Here is a 16,134-nt window from a genome sequence, read left to right as displayed (position 1 = left end):
TAATGTGCTAGGGGTTAGGTTGGATAATGGGTTGTACGAGCGGTTTTTAGCCGAAGCGTCCTGAGATGTAATCTTCAGTTTGCTTGACGGAGGGATTGGTAAAGATTTTGGAAGTTGAATCGTATTCGATGAGTTCACCGAGGTAGAAGAAGGCGGTGTTATCTGAGATACGGCTGGCTTGTTGCATCGAGTGGGTAACGATGACGATGGTGAAGTCACGGCGCAGTTCGGTGATCAGCTCTTCTACTTTGGCGGTAGCGATGGGGTCGAGTGCCGAGCATGGTTCATCCATGAGGATGACTTTCGGGCGGACCGCGGTGGCGCGAGCGATACAGAGGCGTTGTTGCTGACCTCCTGAGAGGCCTAGTGCTGAGTCTTTGAGGCGGTCTTTGACTTCGTCCCAGAGTGCGGCGCCTTTGAGGGCGCGCTCGACGGCTTCATCGAGGGTGTTTTTATCTTTGATACCTTGGATACGGAGGCCGTAGGCGACGTTGTCGTAGATAGATTTTGGGAAGGGGTTGTATTTTTGGAAGACCATGCCGACTTGCTTACGCAGCTCGATGGCGGAGACATTTTTGGCATTGATGTCTTGTCCCATGATGCGGATTTCTCCGGTGGTTACGCGGGAGGTTTCCACGAGGTCGTTCATGCGGTTGATACAGCGCAGGAGGGTGGATTTACCACAGCCGGAGGGCCCGATGAAGGCGGTGACTTGCTTTTCGGGAATGTCGAGGCTGATATTACGCAGGGTATTGGTCTTGCCTAAGTCATAGGAGAAGGAGACGTTATCGATCTCGATCATTGTCTTATTTTCGGTGACATTCTCAGGTGTTGATTCCATGGGTGAGACTTGGGTGGTCGGTGAGCTGGAGGTAGTGTCTGGTGCGGTCACTTCCTTGGCGAGTGTTTCAGGAGCAGTGGCTTCTAGAGTGGACATGGCTTTATGAAGTTAATGAGGTGGTGGTGGTTACCATTTAATTTTGTTACGGATGCGGATACGCAACCAGACGGAGAAGGCAGCGAAGGTCATGACGATCATCATGAAGACGAGGACAGAGCCGTACTGCATAGGTTCAGTATATTCAGATTGAGGGATTCTGCCAGCGACAGTGTAGATGTGGTAGGGCAATGCTTGGACGGATTGTTGGAGGAATGCGATGAAGCCGTCAAAGCCGGTTTCGTGAATTCCTTGCCACGGGAGGTCTGAGCGTTCGGCCACGGCGGCGGTGAACATGATGGGGGCGGTTTCGCCGGCGACACGCGTGATGCCGAGGATGGAGGCGGTAAGAATACCAGGGAAGGCATAGGGGAGGACCGCTGTGCGGATGGATTGCCACTTGGTGGCGCCTAGAGCGAGCGAGGCTTCTCGGAAGCCCATGGGTACGGCTGAAAGCGACTCTTCACAGGAGGTGATAATGACAGGGAGCACCATAATGGCGAGAGTGAAACCGCCGGCGAGCATGCAGTTACCCCAGCCTTGGAATGAAAGGTAGGTCCAACCATCGTAGAAGAGGGTGCTGCCATCAGCAGAGGCTTGGGTGGCGATGTCTGCAGTGGCGCTTACGTCATCGGAGATGAAGATTTTTTTATCTTCGATTTCGCGCTGGCCGGGTTCTGACGCGATGGGGGCGATGGGGACGATCAGTTTACTCTCAGCATTCGGCGTGCTGGTGATGTTGGGGGCGAGAATGACGAAGAGGCCCAGGCCAAAGAGGCCGAACACGATGGATGGAACGCCAGCGAGGTTGAGCATGGCGAGACGGATGGTTTTGATAAAATTACCTTTAGCTGCGTACTCGTTGAGGAAGACTGATGTGGCAATACCTGTGGAGAGGGCGACAAGCATGCAGATGAGGACGAGCAATGCCGTACCAACGATGGGGCCGAGGATACCCCCTCCTGAATAGGAATGGGTTTTTTCCGAGAGGGTTTTGAAGTTACCGGATTCTTTGTTGGCGTGAGTGACAGCTTCGTAGTCATCGATATCGAGGCGAAGTTCTGCATCTTTGGCGAGTGAGAAGCTGATGTATGGTTCACTTTCTTCGAATTGCTTTTCCCCGGCAATTTTGAGCGATGGGTTTTCCGCTTTAAGAGCGACGAATTCATCACTGGGTGTGCGGAGGGTGATAGGTTTTTCGTTGTTAAAGACGATAGAGCCCTTGAGGGTATTGTGTTGGCTGGACGCGCCTTGGGATTCGAGAATCGCGAGGCCAGCGAGTGGAATTTGGTAGGTGCCAGCGGGGAGTGAGAAGGCGTGGAAGGTTGTCTTTTGGGGGATGGTTTTTTGAGCTGCGAGAGGAAGTGTGCCGCTTTCGTCCTCATCAAAGGCGGTGAAGAATGCAGAGGCTTCGATAGTGAGCGTCTGGGTTTCAGGAATGACTACTTGGTTGATTTTACCTTGGTCATCGTCTGCGAAGGTCTGGCGCATTTGGAAGATGAGGTCGGTAGGGACAAGGGCGTCGTGGGCGGCCTTGCCAATCGGGTATTCTCCCTTTGCTACGGTAATTTCAAACTTTGAGAGGGTGCGTTCGTTGGCCTCGACTTCTGCGGGGATGATTTCTGGAGCCACTTGCTTGAGGGTGGCGAAGTCGTTTGCTTTGAGTTGGAAGGATTTGTCACTCTTGAGAGTGAATGCGACAGGAGCATTGGTGTCACGCTTGTCGTAGAGGAGGTAGAATCCGTCATTTTGTTTCTCAAGGTTCTTGAGGTAGCCTTCACCGATGATAGAGCCTGGCTGAACCTGAAATTCGGTGAACGAGAATTTGCGCTCGATGGATTCGACATTGGTGAAGAGCTCGGAGACTTTGGTGTTCGAGCGCAAGATGGAGTCGAAATTTTTCTCAGGAATTTCGATGGCATCGGCTTTCTCCACCTCGAGGACATTGAGTGTCTGAGGTTTTTTGGTGATAAAGGACCAACCTTTATTCCAGAGGACTGGAGCCCCTTTGATGATGATATCTCCGAAGATGCAGCAGGCACAGAGGATGATGACATAGGTGGCGATCACAAAGAGTGATTTGATCACAGTTTCCTTTGTCTTGTGCGTTTCTTGCGACTTGCAGAAGGGATTGGCCTGCTTTGGACGTGGTGAGGACATAAGCCAGAGAATGAGAAAGTGGTGATTAGCGCTTGCTGAATTTGCGGAGCGTGGTTTGCGCGATGTAGTTGAGAGTCAGAGCGATAACAAAGAGGACGAGACCAACCATGAAGAGGGCACCCCAGTGGAGTGAGCCTTCATCAACCTCACCAATTTCTTGGGCGAGAATGCCCGTCATGGAGTGGGCTGGGTCGGTGAACGATTTTGGAATGGCGATACGTCCACCCATCACGAGAAGTACGACCATTGTCTCACCGATAATGCGGCCGAAGCCCAGGAGGACGGCAGCGATGACACCGGAGGCGCAGCTGGGGATGATGACTTTGAGGACGGTTTGGATGTGTGTAGCGCCGAGAGCGAGAGAGGCTTCTTTGTAAGCTTTTGGCACATTGTTGAGGGCGTCTTCAGCAAGGGTGAAGATGGTTGGAATTGCCATGAATGCGAGAAGGATCCCGGCATTCAAAATGGTGAGGCGACCTTCGACTGGGAACCCAGGAATCCAAGAGAAGAAGGGGGATTGTGAGTGAGTCTGGAGGAGCTCACCCAGAACCACGACCCCAAAGAAGGCGAGAACGATGGAGGGAATCGCGCCGATGAATTCGATGACTGGCTTGATAAACTTTTGTTCGAAGGGGGAGGCGAGTCGGTTGACATAAATGGCGCCACCTACGGCAAATGGGATGGCGAGGATGACGGCGACAATGGCCACGCAGACTGAGCCAGCGAGGAGTGGGAGGATGCCGTAAAAGTCTTGCCACGAGGAATTGGTTACCCACTTGGTTCCGAAGAAGAAGCCGGTGACGGCGGCGCTGAGAGTGACTGGTTCTTCATGTTTCCAGGTCTCCATGCTGCGGCGTTTATCTTCAAAGAGCTTGAAGATTTTGGTTTCGATCTCGTCGATTTGTCTGATGCGGCGTTGGGCGAGTTTACCGTCGAAGGCGTCGGTGTTGGGCATTTTGGCGAAGCCTTCAGCAGTTTTAGCTGAGAGCTCAGCGAGTAATTCTTTGTGTTTTGGCAGGCTGGCGTAGAGTGGTTTATTGAGCTCGGTGTAGTTGGGCTCGATAGTCAGCACGCGTTGTGCTTCGATGAGCTTGCGTTCTTTGGCTTCGGGCGTCTTTGCGAGAGCGGCACCTTCTAGGAGTGCGTCTTTACGTGCTTGGGCACTGGAGAATGTGACGGCTTGGCTTTTGTTAGTACTGGCGACATCGCGGAGTGAGTCGACGAAGGATTCAAATGATTTTTGGGGAGCTTTGAAGCTAGCAAGAGCGGCATTGAGGTCTTGCATTGTTTGGGTGGTATCGATGGCTTCAGTTTTCGTTTTTTCCTCAGCTTTGATTTCTTTGATGAATGCGGGCTGGGATTCACCGGTGACGATGCTCTCGACGACGGCGGCGCGGATCGGCTCGAGGTATTTAGGATCGGTTTTCCATGAGCGGTCGGAGAGTGAGCTGTATTCGAGCTCGGCAACCGCCGACTTGGCGGCATTTTCTAGTTTGGTGAGAGCTGCCGCGAGATTTTTTTCGGCAGCGGCGATGGCATCGGGTGAGGCATCATCTTCGTCATTGAGGTCATCGAGGCGTGATTTTTCACGCATCCATTCTTTACGCTCAGAGGAGATATTTTTAAGAGTCTCGCGCTTGAACTCGTTAAAGATTGGGCGGACATTGTAGAGGGCGCCGAGCTTATGTTTAATTTCGTATGCACGGGCTTGGACGGCGAGTGAGCTCAGTTCTTTCTGGGCGGTAATTTGCTCAGACGCGTAATCGGTAAATTCCTGACCCGACTTTCTGTAGAGATCGAGTTTATCTCTGTATTGTGGGAAGAAGGAATAGGAATGGTAGATGAGGAAGATGATGATCATCCCGATAACGATGATCGCTAGAGTCGCATTGCCACCGAAGAAATATTTGATGGCCTCTTGCTTGCCAATCCCTAGAATTCTGAAGTCTCCCGACTTGCTGAACGGGTTGGCTGAGTGTGGTTTATTGCTCGATTTCATAGCTGCGGCTCAATGTGCTGCGAGAGAGCGACAATTTCCCCTATTAGTCAAGAAAGCACCGCACAAACATTTGCTGTGCGGCGCCTCTAGATTTATCCCTTAATTGTTATGAATTTTTTCTAAGAGGGAATTACTTAGCAGCAGGAGCGATGAAGCCAACTTTTTCGATGACTTTAGCAGCGTCCTTGTCAGTCATTGCCCATGTGAGGAACTTTTTCACTTCACCAGATGGCTGACCAACAGTGTAGTAGTAGAGGTTACGGGAAAGAGCATACTTAGAAGCATTCTTAGGCTCTGGGAGAACACCATTTACAGCAGCTGGAGCAACGCCTTCTTTCTTAGCGTATGCGAGGCCAACGTAGCCGATGCCGTTGGTGTCTTTAGCAACTTCCTGAGCGATTTGCTCGTTACCAGCCATCTTCTGGCTGTTCTTGCCGTAGTCGACTTTGTCCATAGCAAGCTTTTGGAATGTTTTGTAGGTGCCGGATGAGGTGTTACGTGTGAAAACTTTGATTTCACCTGCTTTGCCACCAACTTCAGACCAGTCAGTGATGGTGCCTGTGAAGATACCTTTAACTTGGTCTTTGGTGAGTTCTTTGACGTCGTTTGCTTCGTTAACGATCACAGCGATCATGTCGATGCCTGCAACGTGCTCAACGAGGTCTTTACCTGCAGAAGCGAAGTTGTTCTTTTCGGAGGACTTGACAGCGCGTGAGGACATACCGAAGTCGGCAGTGCCAGCGAGGAGGTTTGTGAAGCATGTGGAAGAGCCTTCCGCAGCGATTTCGAAGCTTACGTTGTTGCCATTGGATTTGTACTTTTCTGCAAGCTGAGGAACCATTTTCGCGCCGAGAGTGTCAGAACCCTTTACTACGAGCTTAGTTTGTGCGGATGCTGTTGCTGAGATAGCGAGGCCAGCGACAATTGCTTTTACGAATGCGTTGAATTTCATCGTGTCAATTTGAGTTAATTGTTTCTCCTATTTTTGTGGGAGCGGCAGAACCATCAATGGGAGTGGGTGATTTGCCAAAGAACTTAGGGAGACGAAGTTGTCACAATTGTAACTCATTCAAAAAGAATGAGAAGTAATCTTGTTAGTTTGGCGCATTTTCATCACCAAGTGGGGTGGTGATGGTGAAGGTGGTTTTGATGCCAGGTTTTGATGACGCCTCAATGGTACCATTATGGGCTTCGATAGCGCGTTTCACAATGGAGAGGCCGAGCCCCGTTCCTTTGATGTCGGACTGGGTGTGATGTTTATCGACTCGGTAGAAGCGTTTGAAGATGAATGGGAGGTGGGAGGAGGGGATTCCGATGCCATTATCGCTCACCGTAATTTGTACCTGATCGGCACCGAGAAGTTCAATGCCGAGGGTGACTGTGAGTTCACGGTTCGGGTTTTGTTTGATCGCATTTTCAATGAGATTGAACATGACTTGGGTCCAATAGAAGCGATCACCATTCAGAATGACGGGGGAGTCAGGGAAGTTTTTGACGAGAGTGGTGCCAGTGGAGCTGATGATTTGGTCGAGGCGTTCGAGGACGTCATTTGCGCATTCGAGGAGGTCGAAGGGTTCGCGGTTGATCGCGGCATTTTCACCTGATTCGAGGCGTGAGACAACGAGCATGTCATCGATGAGGCGTGAGAGGCGCTGGCCGTGTTTGCGCATGGTGGTGAGCATACGGCGTGACATGGCAGGTTCTTCGACGATGTCGTCATCGAGGAGATTTTCTAGGTAGCCATTGATGATTGCGAGTGGGGTGCGCAGTTCGTGTGAGGCATTTGCGACGAAGTCGGTACGGATTTGTTCAGTGCGGTGCTCGGTGCTGATATCGCGGAGGATGATGCAGCTGAGTGGGTCGTTGACGTGGTTTGGAAGGGGGGTGACCTGGATAATCCAAGCGGTCTCGCCTTCTGAAGCGGATCCGCCGAGGGCGTGGCCGCTGGATGAGAGTGTGAGGCGCTCTTGAGCGGGTTTGCCAGCTTCAACCATGCCGCGGATGGCGTCGGTGAAGCTGGGGTTCATGAGAATTTCTGGGAGTCCGCGGCCGACGAGCTCTTGGTCGCGAAAGATTTCGCGTGCACGGGTATTGGACTTGCGGATTTCCAGGTCTGAGGAGACGAGGAAGAATGCGTCACTGAGGGCGTCGAGTGAGACTTGGCTATCTGAGAGAGCTTCTGAGAGAGCTTTTTCTGCGGCTTCACGTTTCGCTTTTGCCTGGCTGAGCTGTTTGGCGCAGCGCTGGCTCTGATGCTTCAGGCGCACAGCGAGTGCGGCACTGATGATCAGCAAGAGGCTAGCTAGGGTGATGGCAAGGGACAGCATGAGGAATCTGAAGCGTGCTCAGGTGGGGTTAGTTGGCGGGGGTGTCGACGATGCGGTAGCCTACGCCGCGCACTGTTTCGAGGTAGTTGGCGTGTGGTTCAAGCTTTTTGCGCAGGCGCTTCATGTGGGTATCGAGTGTGCGGGAATGGACGTCGTCGCTATACCCCCAAACTTCTTTAAGCAAGGTGCTGCGGTCTTGTGGGGCATTGACGCGCTCACAGAGGAAGATCATGAGTTTAAACTCTGTTGAGGTGAGGTCTTCGAGTTGGCCGTCGAGGTAGAAAGAGAGCGAGTTTTTATCGAATTTGAAGGGGCCGAGTTCAAGCACAGTGCCGCTGCTTTTGGTGGTGGTACGCTTGAGGACAGCTTGGACGCGAAGGACAAGCTCTTTTGGGCTGAATGGTTTGGTTAAGTAATCGTCGGCGCCAGTTTCGAGGCCGGTGATGCGGTCTTCGGTTTGCGCTTTAGCGGTGAGCATGATGACGGGGGTGTTGCGCGTTCTGGGGTCACGCTTGAGCTCTTTGTTGACATTGATGCCATCCATGCCGGGAAGCATGAGATCGAGGACGATGAGATCTGGTTCGATGCTCATCGCTTTATTGAGACCATCTAGGCCGTCGTGAGCGATGATTGTTTCGAATTGGTTTCGCTGGAGGTTAAATGAGATGAGTTCAGCGATGTCTGCTTCGTCTTCGATGATAAGGATCTTTTGCATGGTGTGGAGAGCTCTGGGTTAAAAACTAAAAAGCCGAGACTGCTATAGGTGCAGCTCGGCTATTAGCGAAGTTATGTTGGTGGCAATCCTGTCACAGATGCCTAGCTCACCTCCGCGGAGGTTTGTACCACATGCATGAGGTGGTTGGCGACGATATTTAGCTGGTTATTGGTATCGATATTGAGCATCTCGAGTTTGACGTTGCCGTCGGCCATGCGCTTCATGGCAGCTTTATTGGAGCTCTTAGTGAGGGATTTAATTTTCTCGCGGATGTCCTCGGCCTTTTGTGTTTCAGCTGGGCTGACTTGGCCGAGGATGCGTTCTTCACAGAAGGTGAGGAATTCGGAGATGTGGGCATTAAGTTCCTTAATCGACTGGGTTTGCTCGGAGCTGAACTGGCGGCCTTTATTGTATTTGCGCTCGGCGATTTTGATAAGGCGGTAGATGGCATCTGAGCATTCTTCTAGTTCGGCAGTCATGCGGAGCAGGCCGGTGATACGCTCTGAGAGGTGTGGGGAGACTTCTTTGGAGGTGCAGCGGACGAGGTACTCGGTGATGTCGTGCATCATGAGGTCTGCTTCATCTTCCATTTCCTTGAGCTGTTTGACATGTTCGGACATATCACTCTGTGGGTTTTCGAAGACTTCGACGTAGCCTTGGAACATTTTTGAGCAATGTTGTGAGAGGGCTTCGACTGCTTGTTCCGCCTCGACGATGTTGAGTTCCCCGAGGTCGACGAGTGACTGAGAAATGTACTTGATACGTTTGGTTTCGCCTGGTTCGTCAGTGTCTTTGTCTTTGACCATTTTTTGGACGAGGTTGGCAATTTGTGGGACGAACCAGATAAGGACCCCGATATTGATAAGGTTGAAGCTGGTGTGGAAGACAGCGGTGGCGAAGGCGACCTCTGATTTGCCGAAGTCCTTCTTAGCGCTCTTGAGGCTGTCTGGGAGCATGTCTGCAAGTGACCAAATAAAGTTGGTAAAGACGCCGAAGAAGATCAGCATCCAGACGACACCAATGACGTTGAAGAGAAGGTGGGCACGTGCGGCACGTTTCGCTGCCGTGGAGGCGCCAAGCGATGCGAGCCAAGCGGTTACTGTGGTGCCAATGTTTTCTCCTAGGACGATCGCAGCGGAATTTTTGAAGGCGATGTATGGGTCATCGCCGAGCCAGCCTTGCATGGCAAATGTGATGGTGATGGCCATGGCCGCTGAGGAACTCTGCACGACGAGAGTGAGGATGACACCTGCGATCATGAAGAGAATGACAGAGGCAAAGCCGGTACCTTGGATCCACGTGACGATGTTGCGCATGGTCTCGACAGCTCCCATGTCGCCAGTGGCGACTGCGTCTTTTACGGTAGATTTGAGGTCGGGGACGGCATTTTTAAGTTCGCCGAGGCCGAAGAAAAGAAGGCCGAAGCCGATCAGCACTTCACCCATGGACTTCCATTTGCCTTTTCCTGCGAAGAAAAGTGGGAGGCCACAGCCAATGATGGGAAGGGCGATTTTAGTGACACTGAACTTACCAATGGTGGCGACGATCCATGCCGTGACTGTGGTGCCGAGGTTTGCCCCCATGATCACACCAATGGATTCTACGAGTGTGAGTAGACCCACATTCACAAAGCTCACGACCAGCACTGTGGTGGCGGAGGATGACTGGACTAGGGCAGTGGTAAAGAGGCCTGTGACTACCGAGCTGAAGCGGTTGGTAGTCATGGTAGCGAGGGCTCTGCGCATGCCATTTCCGGCAACTTTCTGGATGCCTTCAGACATGACTTTCATTCCGTAGAGGAAAATACCTAAGGCGCCGAGGATGGTGAGGATGGTTAGGATACTGCCCATAATGTGTGCTGTGTGTCTAATTCGTCACAAGTGACAGTGGTCTGTGTGTCGCTTTCGCTAACAAGTGTCAAGGTGGAAGGCTGTCCAAAGGCATTAATTCCGCAAGGCGAATTTTGATTATGAAGGTTGCCTTGTGGAAATTGCCCACACAGTGAGGAGGGAGTGGTTAATAGGTGGGCAGTCAGCGAGATGGGAGGATTGTATTTTGCGGCGATAGTGGTTTGTGGAGTCGTCCTATCCGTTTTTTTGAAGATAGTAGAGTTGGTAGGTGCCGCGGCTGAGGGCTTTTGCTGAGACTTGTTTACTGCCTTTATGGGTCGAGCTGCGGATGGTGAAGAGGTCGGCTTGCGGGTCGTAGTGGCTGACGACGAGACTGTGTTGGTAGTAGCGCGTGGCGTAGCCTCGTTTGCTGATAAGTTCGTCGAAGTTTGAGACATCGACGGCAACGGGGCCACGGCTGAGCTGGGAGATGATGTTGGATTTTACAGTGGCTGAGGTGGCGGGTTTCACTTTTTTGAGGGTGAATTGGCTGAGCCACTTTTGGGTCCATTGGCGGGTTTTTGTGTGGGGTGGTAGGGTGAGCGCGCGCGTGAGTGATTTTTGATTTGCTGCGTATTCTGCTGCCATGTGGGTGGTGGTTTGTGCGCCCCAATGCCCGAGTTTGGCATCGGCCGTGAATTGGTCACGCAGGCGTCTGAGTTTTTCGACGGTCATGGCGACACCGGTACTGAAGAGTGGGTTGTAGGGGAGCTCTTTCTCGCTGGCGACACCGTACTTTTGCATGAGTGAGAAGTTGGCGCTGAGGTGGCCGGCTTCGTTGTGGTGTTGTGGGAGTTTTGTACGGCCAGCGGAGATGAGTTGTTTTTGGATGAGTTCAGCTGGCTGAGATGAGCCGTGGGCGTAGTGTCTATAGAAGAGATCGCGTTCAGAGAGGTTAAGGTATTGGCCAGTGTTTTGCCAGTATGCGGCTTCGACAAGAGCAATGACGGCGAAGCAATGGCAGGCGGAGACCTTACCTTGTTGGGCGTCATGTTTCCAATAGTTTGCCTGGGCGGGGAGGCCCAAACTGAGCAGGAGGATGCATGTCGCCAAGAATTTCACAGCGCTGACGCTATCGGATCGCGGGGTGGGTGTAAACCAAATCTGATCTAACTGGATGCGTAGGTGGTGGGCTGAGTGTCGATTCGCTGATTTTTTCTATTGAATGATAGGCGATGTCGGGGTGCTCTCTGGCCATGGATTTGGCAGCTGTTGAGAAGGCATTTCGGGATAATTTTGTCGAGAGGGGGGAATTGGGGGCATCGCTATCCATATGGCAAGGGGGGGAAGAGGTTTTAAACTTGGCTGATGGGTGGTGTGAGCGAGAGCATCAGAAGGAATGGACTGCGGCTACGATGGTTCCTTTTTATTCGGCGACGAAGGCGCTGGCGTCAGCGACACTTTTGATGTTGTTGGAGGAGAACGGGCTTGGGCCGGAGGATTTGGTATGCCGTGTGTGGGCGGAGTTTCCCAACAAGAATGCGACGTTTGGTGAATTACTGAGTCACCAATGTGGCCTTGCGGCACTCGATCAGAAGGTGAGTGTTTTTGAGTATGAAGCGGTGATAGCAGCGATTGAGGCTCAGGAACCGAATTGGGATTTAGGGGATGGGCATGGCTACCACCCACGGACTTTTGGTTTTATCGTGGAGGAGCCAGTGCGTTTACTTTCGGGCAAGCGGTTGGGAGAGGTTTTTCGCGAGCGCATCGCTGAGCCATTAGGGTTAGAGCTATGGATTGGGCTACCTGAGAGTGAGTTTGGTCGTGTGGCAACTCTCTATCCTGGGAAGACGGATAAGAGTGATCTGGAGAGCGGTTTTTATAAGGCATTTAACCAACAGGGGACATTGGTTCGACAGGCATTCAGTTCCCCGAGGGGGCTGCAGGGAGTGCATGAGATGAATACTCCCAAGGCATGGCAGTCTGGATTGCCTGCGATGGGGGGAGTGGGTACGGCGCAGGGTTTGGCTCAGTTTTATCAGGCGGCGATTGGGGTGCTTCCCTTCTTTTCTGATGAGGTTCTGGAGTGGATGAAGACGCCCCTTGTGACTGGGGATGATAGGATTTTGATGACGCAAACACGCTTCAGCTGTGGTTTCCAGCTGGACCCCCTAGATGGAGCAGGAAAGAAGGTAAGGCACAACTATGGTAGTGGGATGCATGCATTTGGGCATCCAGGGGCGGGTGGAAGTCACGCATTTGGGGATCCAGATTCTGGTATTTCTTATGCATACATCATGAACCAGATGGACCTCTCGGTGCTTCCTGGGGCAAAAAGCTCAGCGATCATTGAGGCACTTTCTGAGAGCTAGCTAAAAAAAGATCTTGCCACTGGGTATGGGAGAGGCTAAATCCCTGCCGCACTCGAAGGATTACGGGGCATTAGCTCAATTGGTAGAGCGTCTGCATGGCATGCAGAAGGTCAGCGGTTCGATTCCGCTATGCTCCACCATCCATCTTCAGGAGATGGTTGGTTTTCATTCTGGTAGAAATTCCAGATGCTTGTTAAAGGATGGCCCTCACAGGGGCTTTTTTTTTGTCCAAACGAGTGAAGCAATTAGATCTAGCAGAGACAATGAAAGTAGAAGGTAAGGAACTTGCAATCGCATGTGCGCATGCGGCAGATGAGAACAAGGCTGAGAATATTCGCGTGTTAGATGTCACAGGTTTGTCATCACTTACTGATTTCATCGTTATATGTTCAGGCAACTCGATGCCTCACTTGAAGGCGTTGTTACGTGACACCGAGGCTATTGTCTTTGAGAAGCATGAGGTAAAGCCGTACAGTGGTGAAGGTCGTGCAGAGACTAACTGGGTGGTGCTCGATTATTTCGATGTGATGGTTCACATTATGAGTGAGGACGCACGTGGCCACTACGATCTTGAGAATCTTTGGGGCGATGCCAAAGAGGTGGCTTGGTCTGAGTAGGCGAGTTCACAGCATGGGAGGGGAGCGGTATCACTGGCGGGTTTGCTAACTGAGCCTGATTTTATTCTGGCATTAATCATCCAAGTAAATGCCTGACAGATTTGGGAGTTGAGGTGGTGTTGGAGCTATCTAACGCTTGTTGACTAGCATGGAGAGCAAAGTTGGTGTATGAGTGGCGTATTATGATAAATGCATATGCTGCGATGGAAGAGGGTGGTTCGTTAGAGCCATTTCAGTATGACCCAGGGGCACTGGGGAAGAACGATGTTGAGGTAGACGTGTTATACTGTGGTATATGCCACTCTGACCTGAGCATGATTAACAACGAGTGGGGCTTATCGGAGTACCCTTTGGTACCGGGCCACGAGGTGGTTGGGCGGGTTGCGAAGCTTGGTGAGGAGGTCGTGGGGTTAGAGCTTGGACAGGCAGTGGGGATTGGCTGGCACGCGGGTTATTGTGACCACTGTGCGCATTGTGACTCAGGTGATAACAATTTGTGTACGGGAGCAACTTCAACGATTGAGCGGCACGGTGGCTTTGCCGACAAGGTACGTGCAGCGGCAAATAGTGTGGTTCCGATTCCTGAGGGAGTGGATCTAGCGAAGGTTGGTCCACTTTTTTGTGGTGGGATTACAGTGTTTAATCCCCTGGTGCAATTTGATGTGAAACCGACTGCGAAGGTTGGAGTGGTTGGGATTGGGGGCTTGGGGAGTATGGCTGTGCAGTTTCTTCATGCTTGGGGCTGTGAAGTGACTGCGTTTACATCTAGTGAATCTAAACGGACTGAGGCGCTGAAGTTAGGCGCACATGCGACACTGAATTCCCGTGATGAAGCTGAGCTGGAGGCCGCTGCTGGGCAGTTTGATTTGATTTTGACAACCGTGAACGTCAAGCTCGACTGGAACCTGTATTTGAACACTTTGAAAGCCAAGGGGCGGCTACATTTTGTGGGAGCCACGCTTGAACCATTGGACATAGGAGCCTTCGGCTTGATCATGCAGCAGCGCCAAATTTCCGGCTCACCTGTTGGGTCGCCAGCAACGATTGCTAAAATGTTAGATTTTGCCAAGCTGCACGGCATTGAGCCTGTGGTGGAGGAATTTGCAATGCACGATGTGAATGCGGCATTGGACCACCTACGGGAGGGCAAAGCCCATTACCGCATTGTGCTCAAGAAGTAGTATGGGGGAGTGAGCTGAGGCATCTGTCGATCTGGGTTGGCATTTCCCTGATTTTTGGGGTGCTGTGTGTGAGTGGGATTAGAAGAGTTCGCCGGTGAAGGGCTTGGCTTGGAGTTCATCTTCGAGCTCTGGCTCCTCAGCTGGAGTGGAGGTCTTTTTGGGGGCGGAGGTGGGAGTCTGTGCGTCTGGCGAGGTGGGAGCTGGGGAATGGGGTTGCTCAGGGAAATGGGCGAGAGGTGCTACGAGGTTTGCCGGTAAGGGGAATTGTTTTTGTTGGATACCTGGAGCGAGTTCGGGCGCGGCATTGTAGCCTTGTTTGAACATTTCGTAGCGGGCGTCGAGGTTATCGATGTAGTGTAAGGCGATGGCTTCGGGGGTGCGGGGGAGGGTGGGTGAGCCAAATTCGTAGGTGCCGTGGTGGCTGGCAATGAGGTGCAGCAGGTGGATGCGTACATCTTCACTGAGAGGGAAGAGCTCGTTCCAGTCGTCTGGAGCATCTGTCATCATAGCGGACCAGAGTCTGCCACAGAGGTCGATTCCCAGCGGGATGTGTCCGAGCATTTCGCCTTGGATATCATAGGGTTGGGCGAAGCCTGTTTCTGGGTAGGTGTTCTCCCACATTTTTCCACAGTCGTGGAAGAGGATACCTGCGATGAGAAGGTCGAGGTTAAGGTCAGTGTAGACAGTGCTGATGGCTTTAGCGCTACGCATCATTTGGGCCACGTGTTCGACAAGGCCGCCTCGGCGGGCGTGGTGGTTTTTACGGGCTGCAGCGGTGCGTTGGAAGAGAATGCCGTGGGACTGGATAAAGTTTTGGCAAAGTGTGTGAAGACGGGGGTCGTGGATGCTATTACACAAGTCATTGATGGTTTCCCAGTCTTTGCGTTGTTGGGCGCTGGTTTCAGGGTTTCCGGTGAGGAGGTCTGCGATTTCGCTTTGGTTGAGTGGTCTAAAATCCCAGCGTTGTGCGTCGAGTCCGTATTGGTTTTGGGTCCAGTCGCCGGCGAGGCGGAGGAAGGATTCGGCGGGGAGTTCTTGGGCGAGTTTAAACTGTGGAAGGTTTTCCCAGATTTTTAGGGTAAATTGGTCGATGGAGTCAGCGAGGGTGAGCTCTAGGTAGGGTTTTCCCGACTTTGTGGTTTTCGTGACGCAGGATTGGAGTTGGACGTCAATACTAGCGCTGATGGGGGAGTCTCCGGCAGATTGTTTGAGTTGAGTGATAGTGAGCTGATCCACGGGGGAAGCATGGGAGGAGGGGGGAAGGAGGCCAATAAAAAAGCGAACCGAGGTTCGCTTTTTGTCATCGTGATTGTTGGGGGGAAGTGTGGGGCCTAAAAGTCCGGTGGGAGGATGAGTTCATCACCCGCCTGAATATCTACGTTGCCACCCATGAATGAGGCTGGGAGTGGGTCAGCAATTCCTTGGTTACGGTCGATGGTGCCGATGGTGAGGCGACCGATAATACCAGAATTTCTGCGGATACCGAGGACGTCGCCAGTGTTGACATTGCCGACACGTAGGATTTCGATGCCTGCAATTTTATTGACGTTATCGTATTCGGTGACACGAGCCATTACGAGAGCTGTTTTGACGAGGTTGGCACGCCCTTTTTTCGGTGATGGGGTGGCTTCGAGAGCGTCTTCGATCACTTCAGCGGCTTTATCTTCGATAGCGTCGCGCGCTTCTTTGAGTTCTTTGAGTTCTTCGCGTACGCGTTGGAGCTCGTTCATATCAGCCTGAGTTTGGGCTGCTTTTTCGAGTGGGTTTTGCGGAGTGAAGGTATTTTCGAAGCTTGGTGAGTTGGCGGCACCTTTGGCGAGTGCGGCTTCGAGTTGTGCCTGACGCTTTTCGAGGCGGGCGATTTCGAGTTCTTCGGGGTTATTGATCACGCCCTGTTTCATGCTGCTGTAGGATATGAAAAGGCAGGCAATGAGGAGGGCAAATGTAGATCCGATGATGATCTTCATAATATTCATGAGCAAAGGTGTAGAGGATTT

Annotated in this window: 13 protein-coding genes and 1 tRNA gene; 4 read left to right on the top strand and 10 right to left on the bottom strand. The window is 52.1% G+C overall.

Features of this window, described 5'->3' with window-relative positions:
* Window positions 1–46: 46 nt before the first annotated feature.
* The 8 genes from pstB to ACFSW8_RS07910 all read right to left on the bottom strand — a co-directional run bounded on the left by pstB (window position 47) and on the right by ACFSW8_RS07910 (window position 11,089).
* Window positions 47–841, bottom strand: coding sequence for a phosphate ABC transporter ATP-binding protein PstB (gene pstB, locus ACFSW8_RS07945; RefSeq protein ID WP_377091477.1), 795 nt, complete (start codon window positions 839–841; stop codon window positions 47–49).
* Window positions 842–967: 126 nt separating this feature from the next.
* The gene (locus ACFSW8_RS07940; RefSeq protein WP_377089349.1) at window positions 968–3,097 is read right to left on the bottom strand and encodes a PstA family ABC transporter permease; all 2,130 of its coding nucleotides are present in this window, start codon (window positions 3,095–3,097) and stop codon (window positions 968–970) included.
* 25 nt (window positions 3,098–3,122) lie between these two features.
* Window positions 3,123–5,096, bottom strand: a complete 1,974-nt coding sequence (pstC, locus tag ACFSW8_RS07935; protein WP_377089350.1) for a phosphate ABC transporter permease subunit PstC — start codon at window positions 5,094–5,096, stop codon at window positions 3,123–3,125.
* A gap of 130 nt (window positions 5,097–5,226) precedes the next feature.
* Window positions 5,227–6,048, bottom strand: coding sequence for a phosphate ABC transporter substrate-binding protein (locus ACFSW8_RS07930; RefSeq protein WP_377089351.1), 822 nt, complete (start codon window positions 6,046–6,048; stop codon window positions 5,227–5,229).
* A gap of 142 nt (window positions 6,049–6,190) precedes the next feature.
* Entirely contained in the window at window positions 6,191–7,423 is a 1,233-nt protein-coding gene (locus tag ACFSW8_RS07925) for a sensor histidine kinase (RefSeq protein ID WP_377089352.1), read from the bottom strand.
* 28 nt (window positions 7,424–7,451) lie between these two features.
* Window positions 7,452–8,138: a response regulator gene (locus tag ACFSW8_RS07920; protein WP_377089353.1), complete on the bottom strand. Its 687-nt coding sequence runs from the start codon at window positions 8,136–8,138 to the stop codon at window positions 7,452–7,454.
* A 101-nt stretch (window positions 8,139–8,239) separates the two neighbouring features.
* The gene (locus tag ACFSW8_RS07915; protein ID WP_377089354.1) at window positions 8,240–9,988 is read right to left on the bottom strand and encodes a Na/Pi cotransporter family protein; all 1,749 of its coding nucleotides are present in this window, start codon (window positions 9,986–9,988) and stop codon (window positions 8,240–8,242) included.
* A gap of 234 nt (window positions 9,989–10,222) precedes the next feature.
* The gene (locus ACFSW8_RS07910) at window positions 10,223–11,089 is read right to left on the bottom strand and encodes a hypothetical protein (RefSeq protein ID WP_377089356.1); all 867 of its coding nucleotides are present in this window, start codon (window positions 11,087–11,089) and stop codon (window positions 10,223–10,225) included.
* 134 nt (window positions 11,090–11,223) lie between these two features.
* On the opposite strand from ACFSW8_RS07910, the gene ACFSW8_RS07905 reads away from it, so the two are divergent.
* From ACFSW8_RS07905 to ahr, 4 genes are all read left to right on the top strand, one after another.
* On the top strand, window positions 11,224–12,339 hold the full coding sequence (locus ACFSW8_RS07905) for a serine hydrolase domain-containing protein (RefSeq protein WP_377089359.1): 1,116 nt from the start codon (window positions 11,224–11,226) through the stop codon (window positions 12,337–12,339).
* 64 nt (window positions 12,340–12,403) lie between these two features.
* Window positions 12,404–12,479: transfer RNA gene (locus tag ACFSW8_RS07900), tRNA-Ala, on the top strand.
* A 123-nt stretch (window positions 12,480–12,602) separates the two neighbouring features.
* Complete coding sequence (gene rsfS / locus ACFSW8_RS07895; RefSeq protein WP_377177901.1) at window positions 12,603–12,956, top strand: ribosome silencing factor; 354 nt, start codon at window positions 12,603–12,605, stop codon at window positions 12,954–12,956.
* A 182-nt stretch (window positions 12,957–13,138) separates the two neighbouring features.
* Window positions 13,139–14,137, top strand: coding sequence for an NADPH-dependent aldehyde reductase Ahr (ahr, locus tag ACFSW8_RS07890; protein WP_377089361.1), 999 nt, complete (start codon window positions 13,139–13,141; stop codon window positions 14,135–14,137).
* 78 nt (window positions 14,138–14,215) lie between these two features.
* Here the strand turns inward: ahr and ACFSW8_RS07885 are convergent, their stop codons facing one another.
* Window positions 14,216–15,373, bottom strand: coding sequence for an HD domain-containing protein (locus tag ACFSW8_RS07885; RefSeq protein WP_377089362.1), 1,158 nt, complete (start codon window positions 15,371–15,373; stop codon window positions 14,216–14,218).
* A gap of 95 nt (window positions 15,374–15,468) precedes the next feature.
* Complete coding sequence (locus ACFSW8_RS07880; RefSeq protein WP_377177899.1) at window positions 15,469–16,104, bottom strand: hypothetical protein; 636 nt, start codon at window positions 16,102–16,104, stop codon at window positions 15,469–15,471.
* Window positions 16,105–16,134: the final 30 nt, after the last annotated feature.

The organism is Rubritalea tangerina (assembly GCF_042683245.1).
Classification (GTDB): Bacteria; Verrucomicrobiota; Verrucomicrobiia; order Verrucomicrobiales; family Akkermansiaceae; genus Rubritalea; species Rubritalea tangerina.
This window is presented reverse-complemented; position numbering and strand designations above follow the sequence as displayed.

Coding starts and splice junctions, on each gene's coding strand:
- pstB (WP_377091477.1), bottom strand. CDS start 841: ATGGAATCAACACCTGAGAATGTCACCGAAAATAAGACAATGATCGAG.
- ACFSW8_RS07940 (WP_377089349.1), bottom strand. CDS start 3,097: ATGTCCTCACCACGTCCAAAGCAGGCCAATCCCTTCTGCAAGTCGCAA.
- pstC (WP_377089350.1), bottom strand. CDS start 5,096: ATGAAATCGAGCAATAAACCACACTCAGCCAACCCGTTCAGCAAGTCG.
- ACFSW8_RS07930 (WP_377089351.1), bottom strand. CDS start 6,048: ATGAAATTCAACGCATTCGTAAAAGCAATTGTCGCTGGCCTCGCTATC.
- ACFSW8_RS07925 (WP_377089352.1), bottom strand. CDS start 7,423: ATGCTGTCCCTTGCCATCACCCTAGCTAGCCTCTTGCTGATCATCAGT.
- ACFSW8_RS07920 (WP_377089353.1), bottom strand. CDS start 8,138: ATGCAAAAGATCCTTATCATCGAAGACGAAGCAGACATCGCTGAACTC.
- ACFSW8_RS07915 (WP_377089354.1), bottom strand. CDS start 9,988: ATGGGCAGTATCCTAACCATCCTCACCATCCTCGGCGCCTTAGGTATT.
- ACFSW8_RS07905 (WP_377089359.1), top strand. CDS start 11,224: ATGGATTTGGCAGCTGTTGAGAAGGCATTTCGGGATAATTTTGTCGAG.
- rsfS (WP_377177901.1), top strand. CDS start 12,603: ATGAAAGTAGAAGGTAAGGAACTTGCAATCGCATGTGCGCATGCGGCA.
- ahr (WP_377089361.1), top strand. CDS start 13,139: ATGATAAATGCATATGCTGCGATGGAAGAGGGTGGTTCGTTAGAGCCA.
- ACFSW8_RS07880 (WP_377177899.1), bottom strand. CDS start 16,104: ATGAAGATCATCATCGGATCTACATTTGCCCTCCTCATTGCCTGCCTT.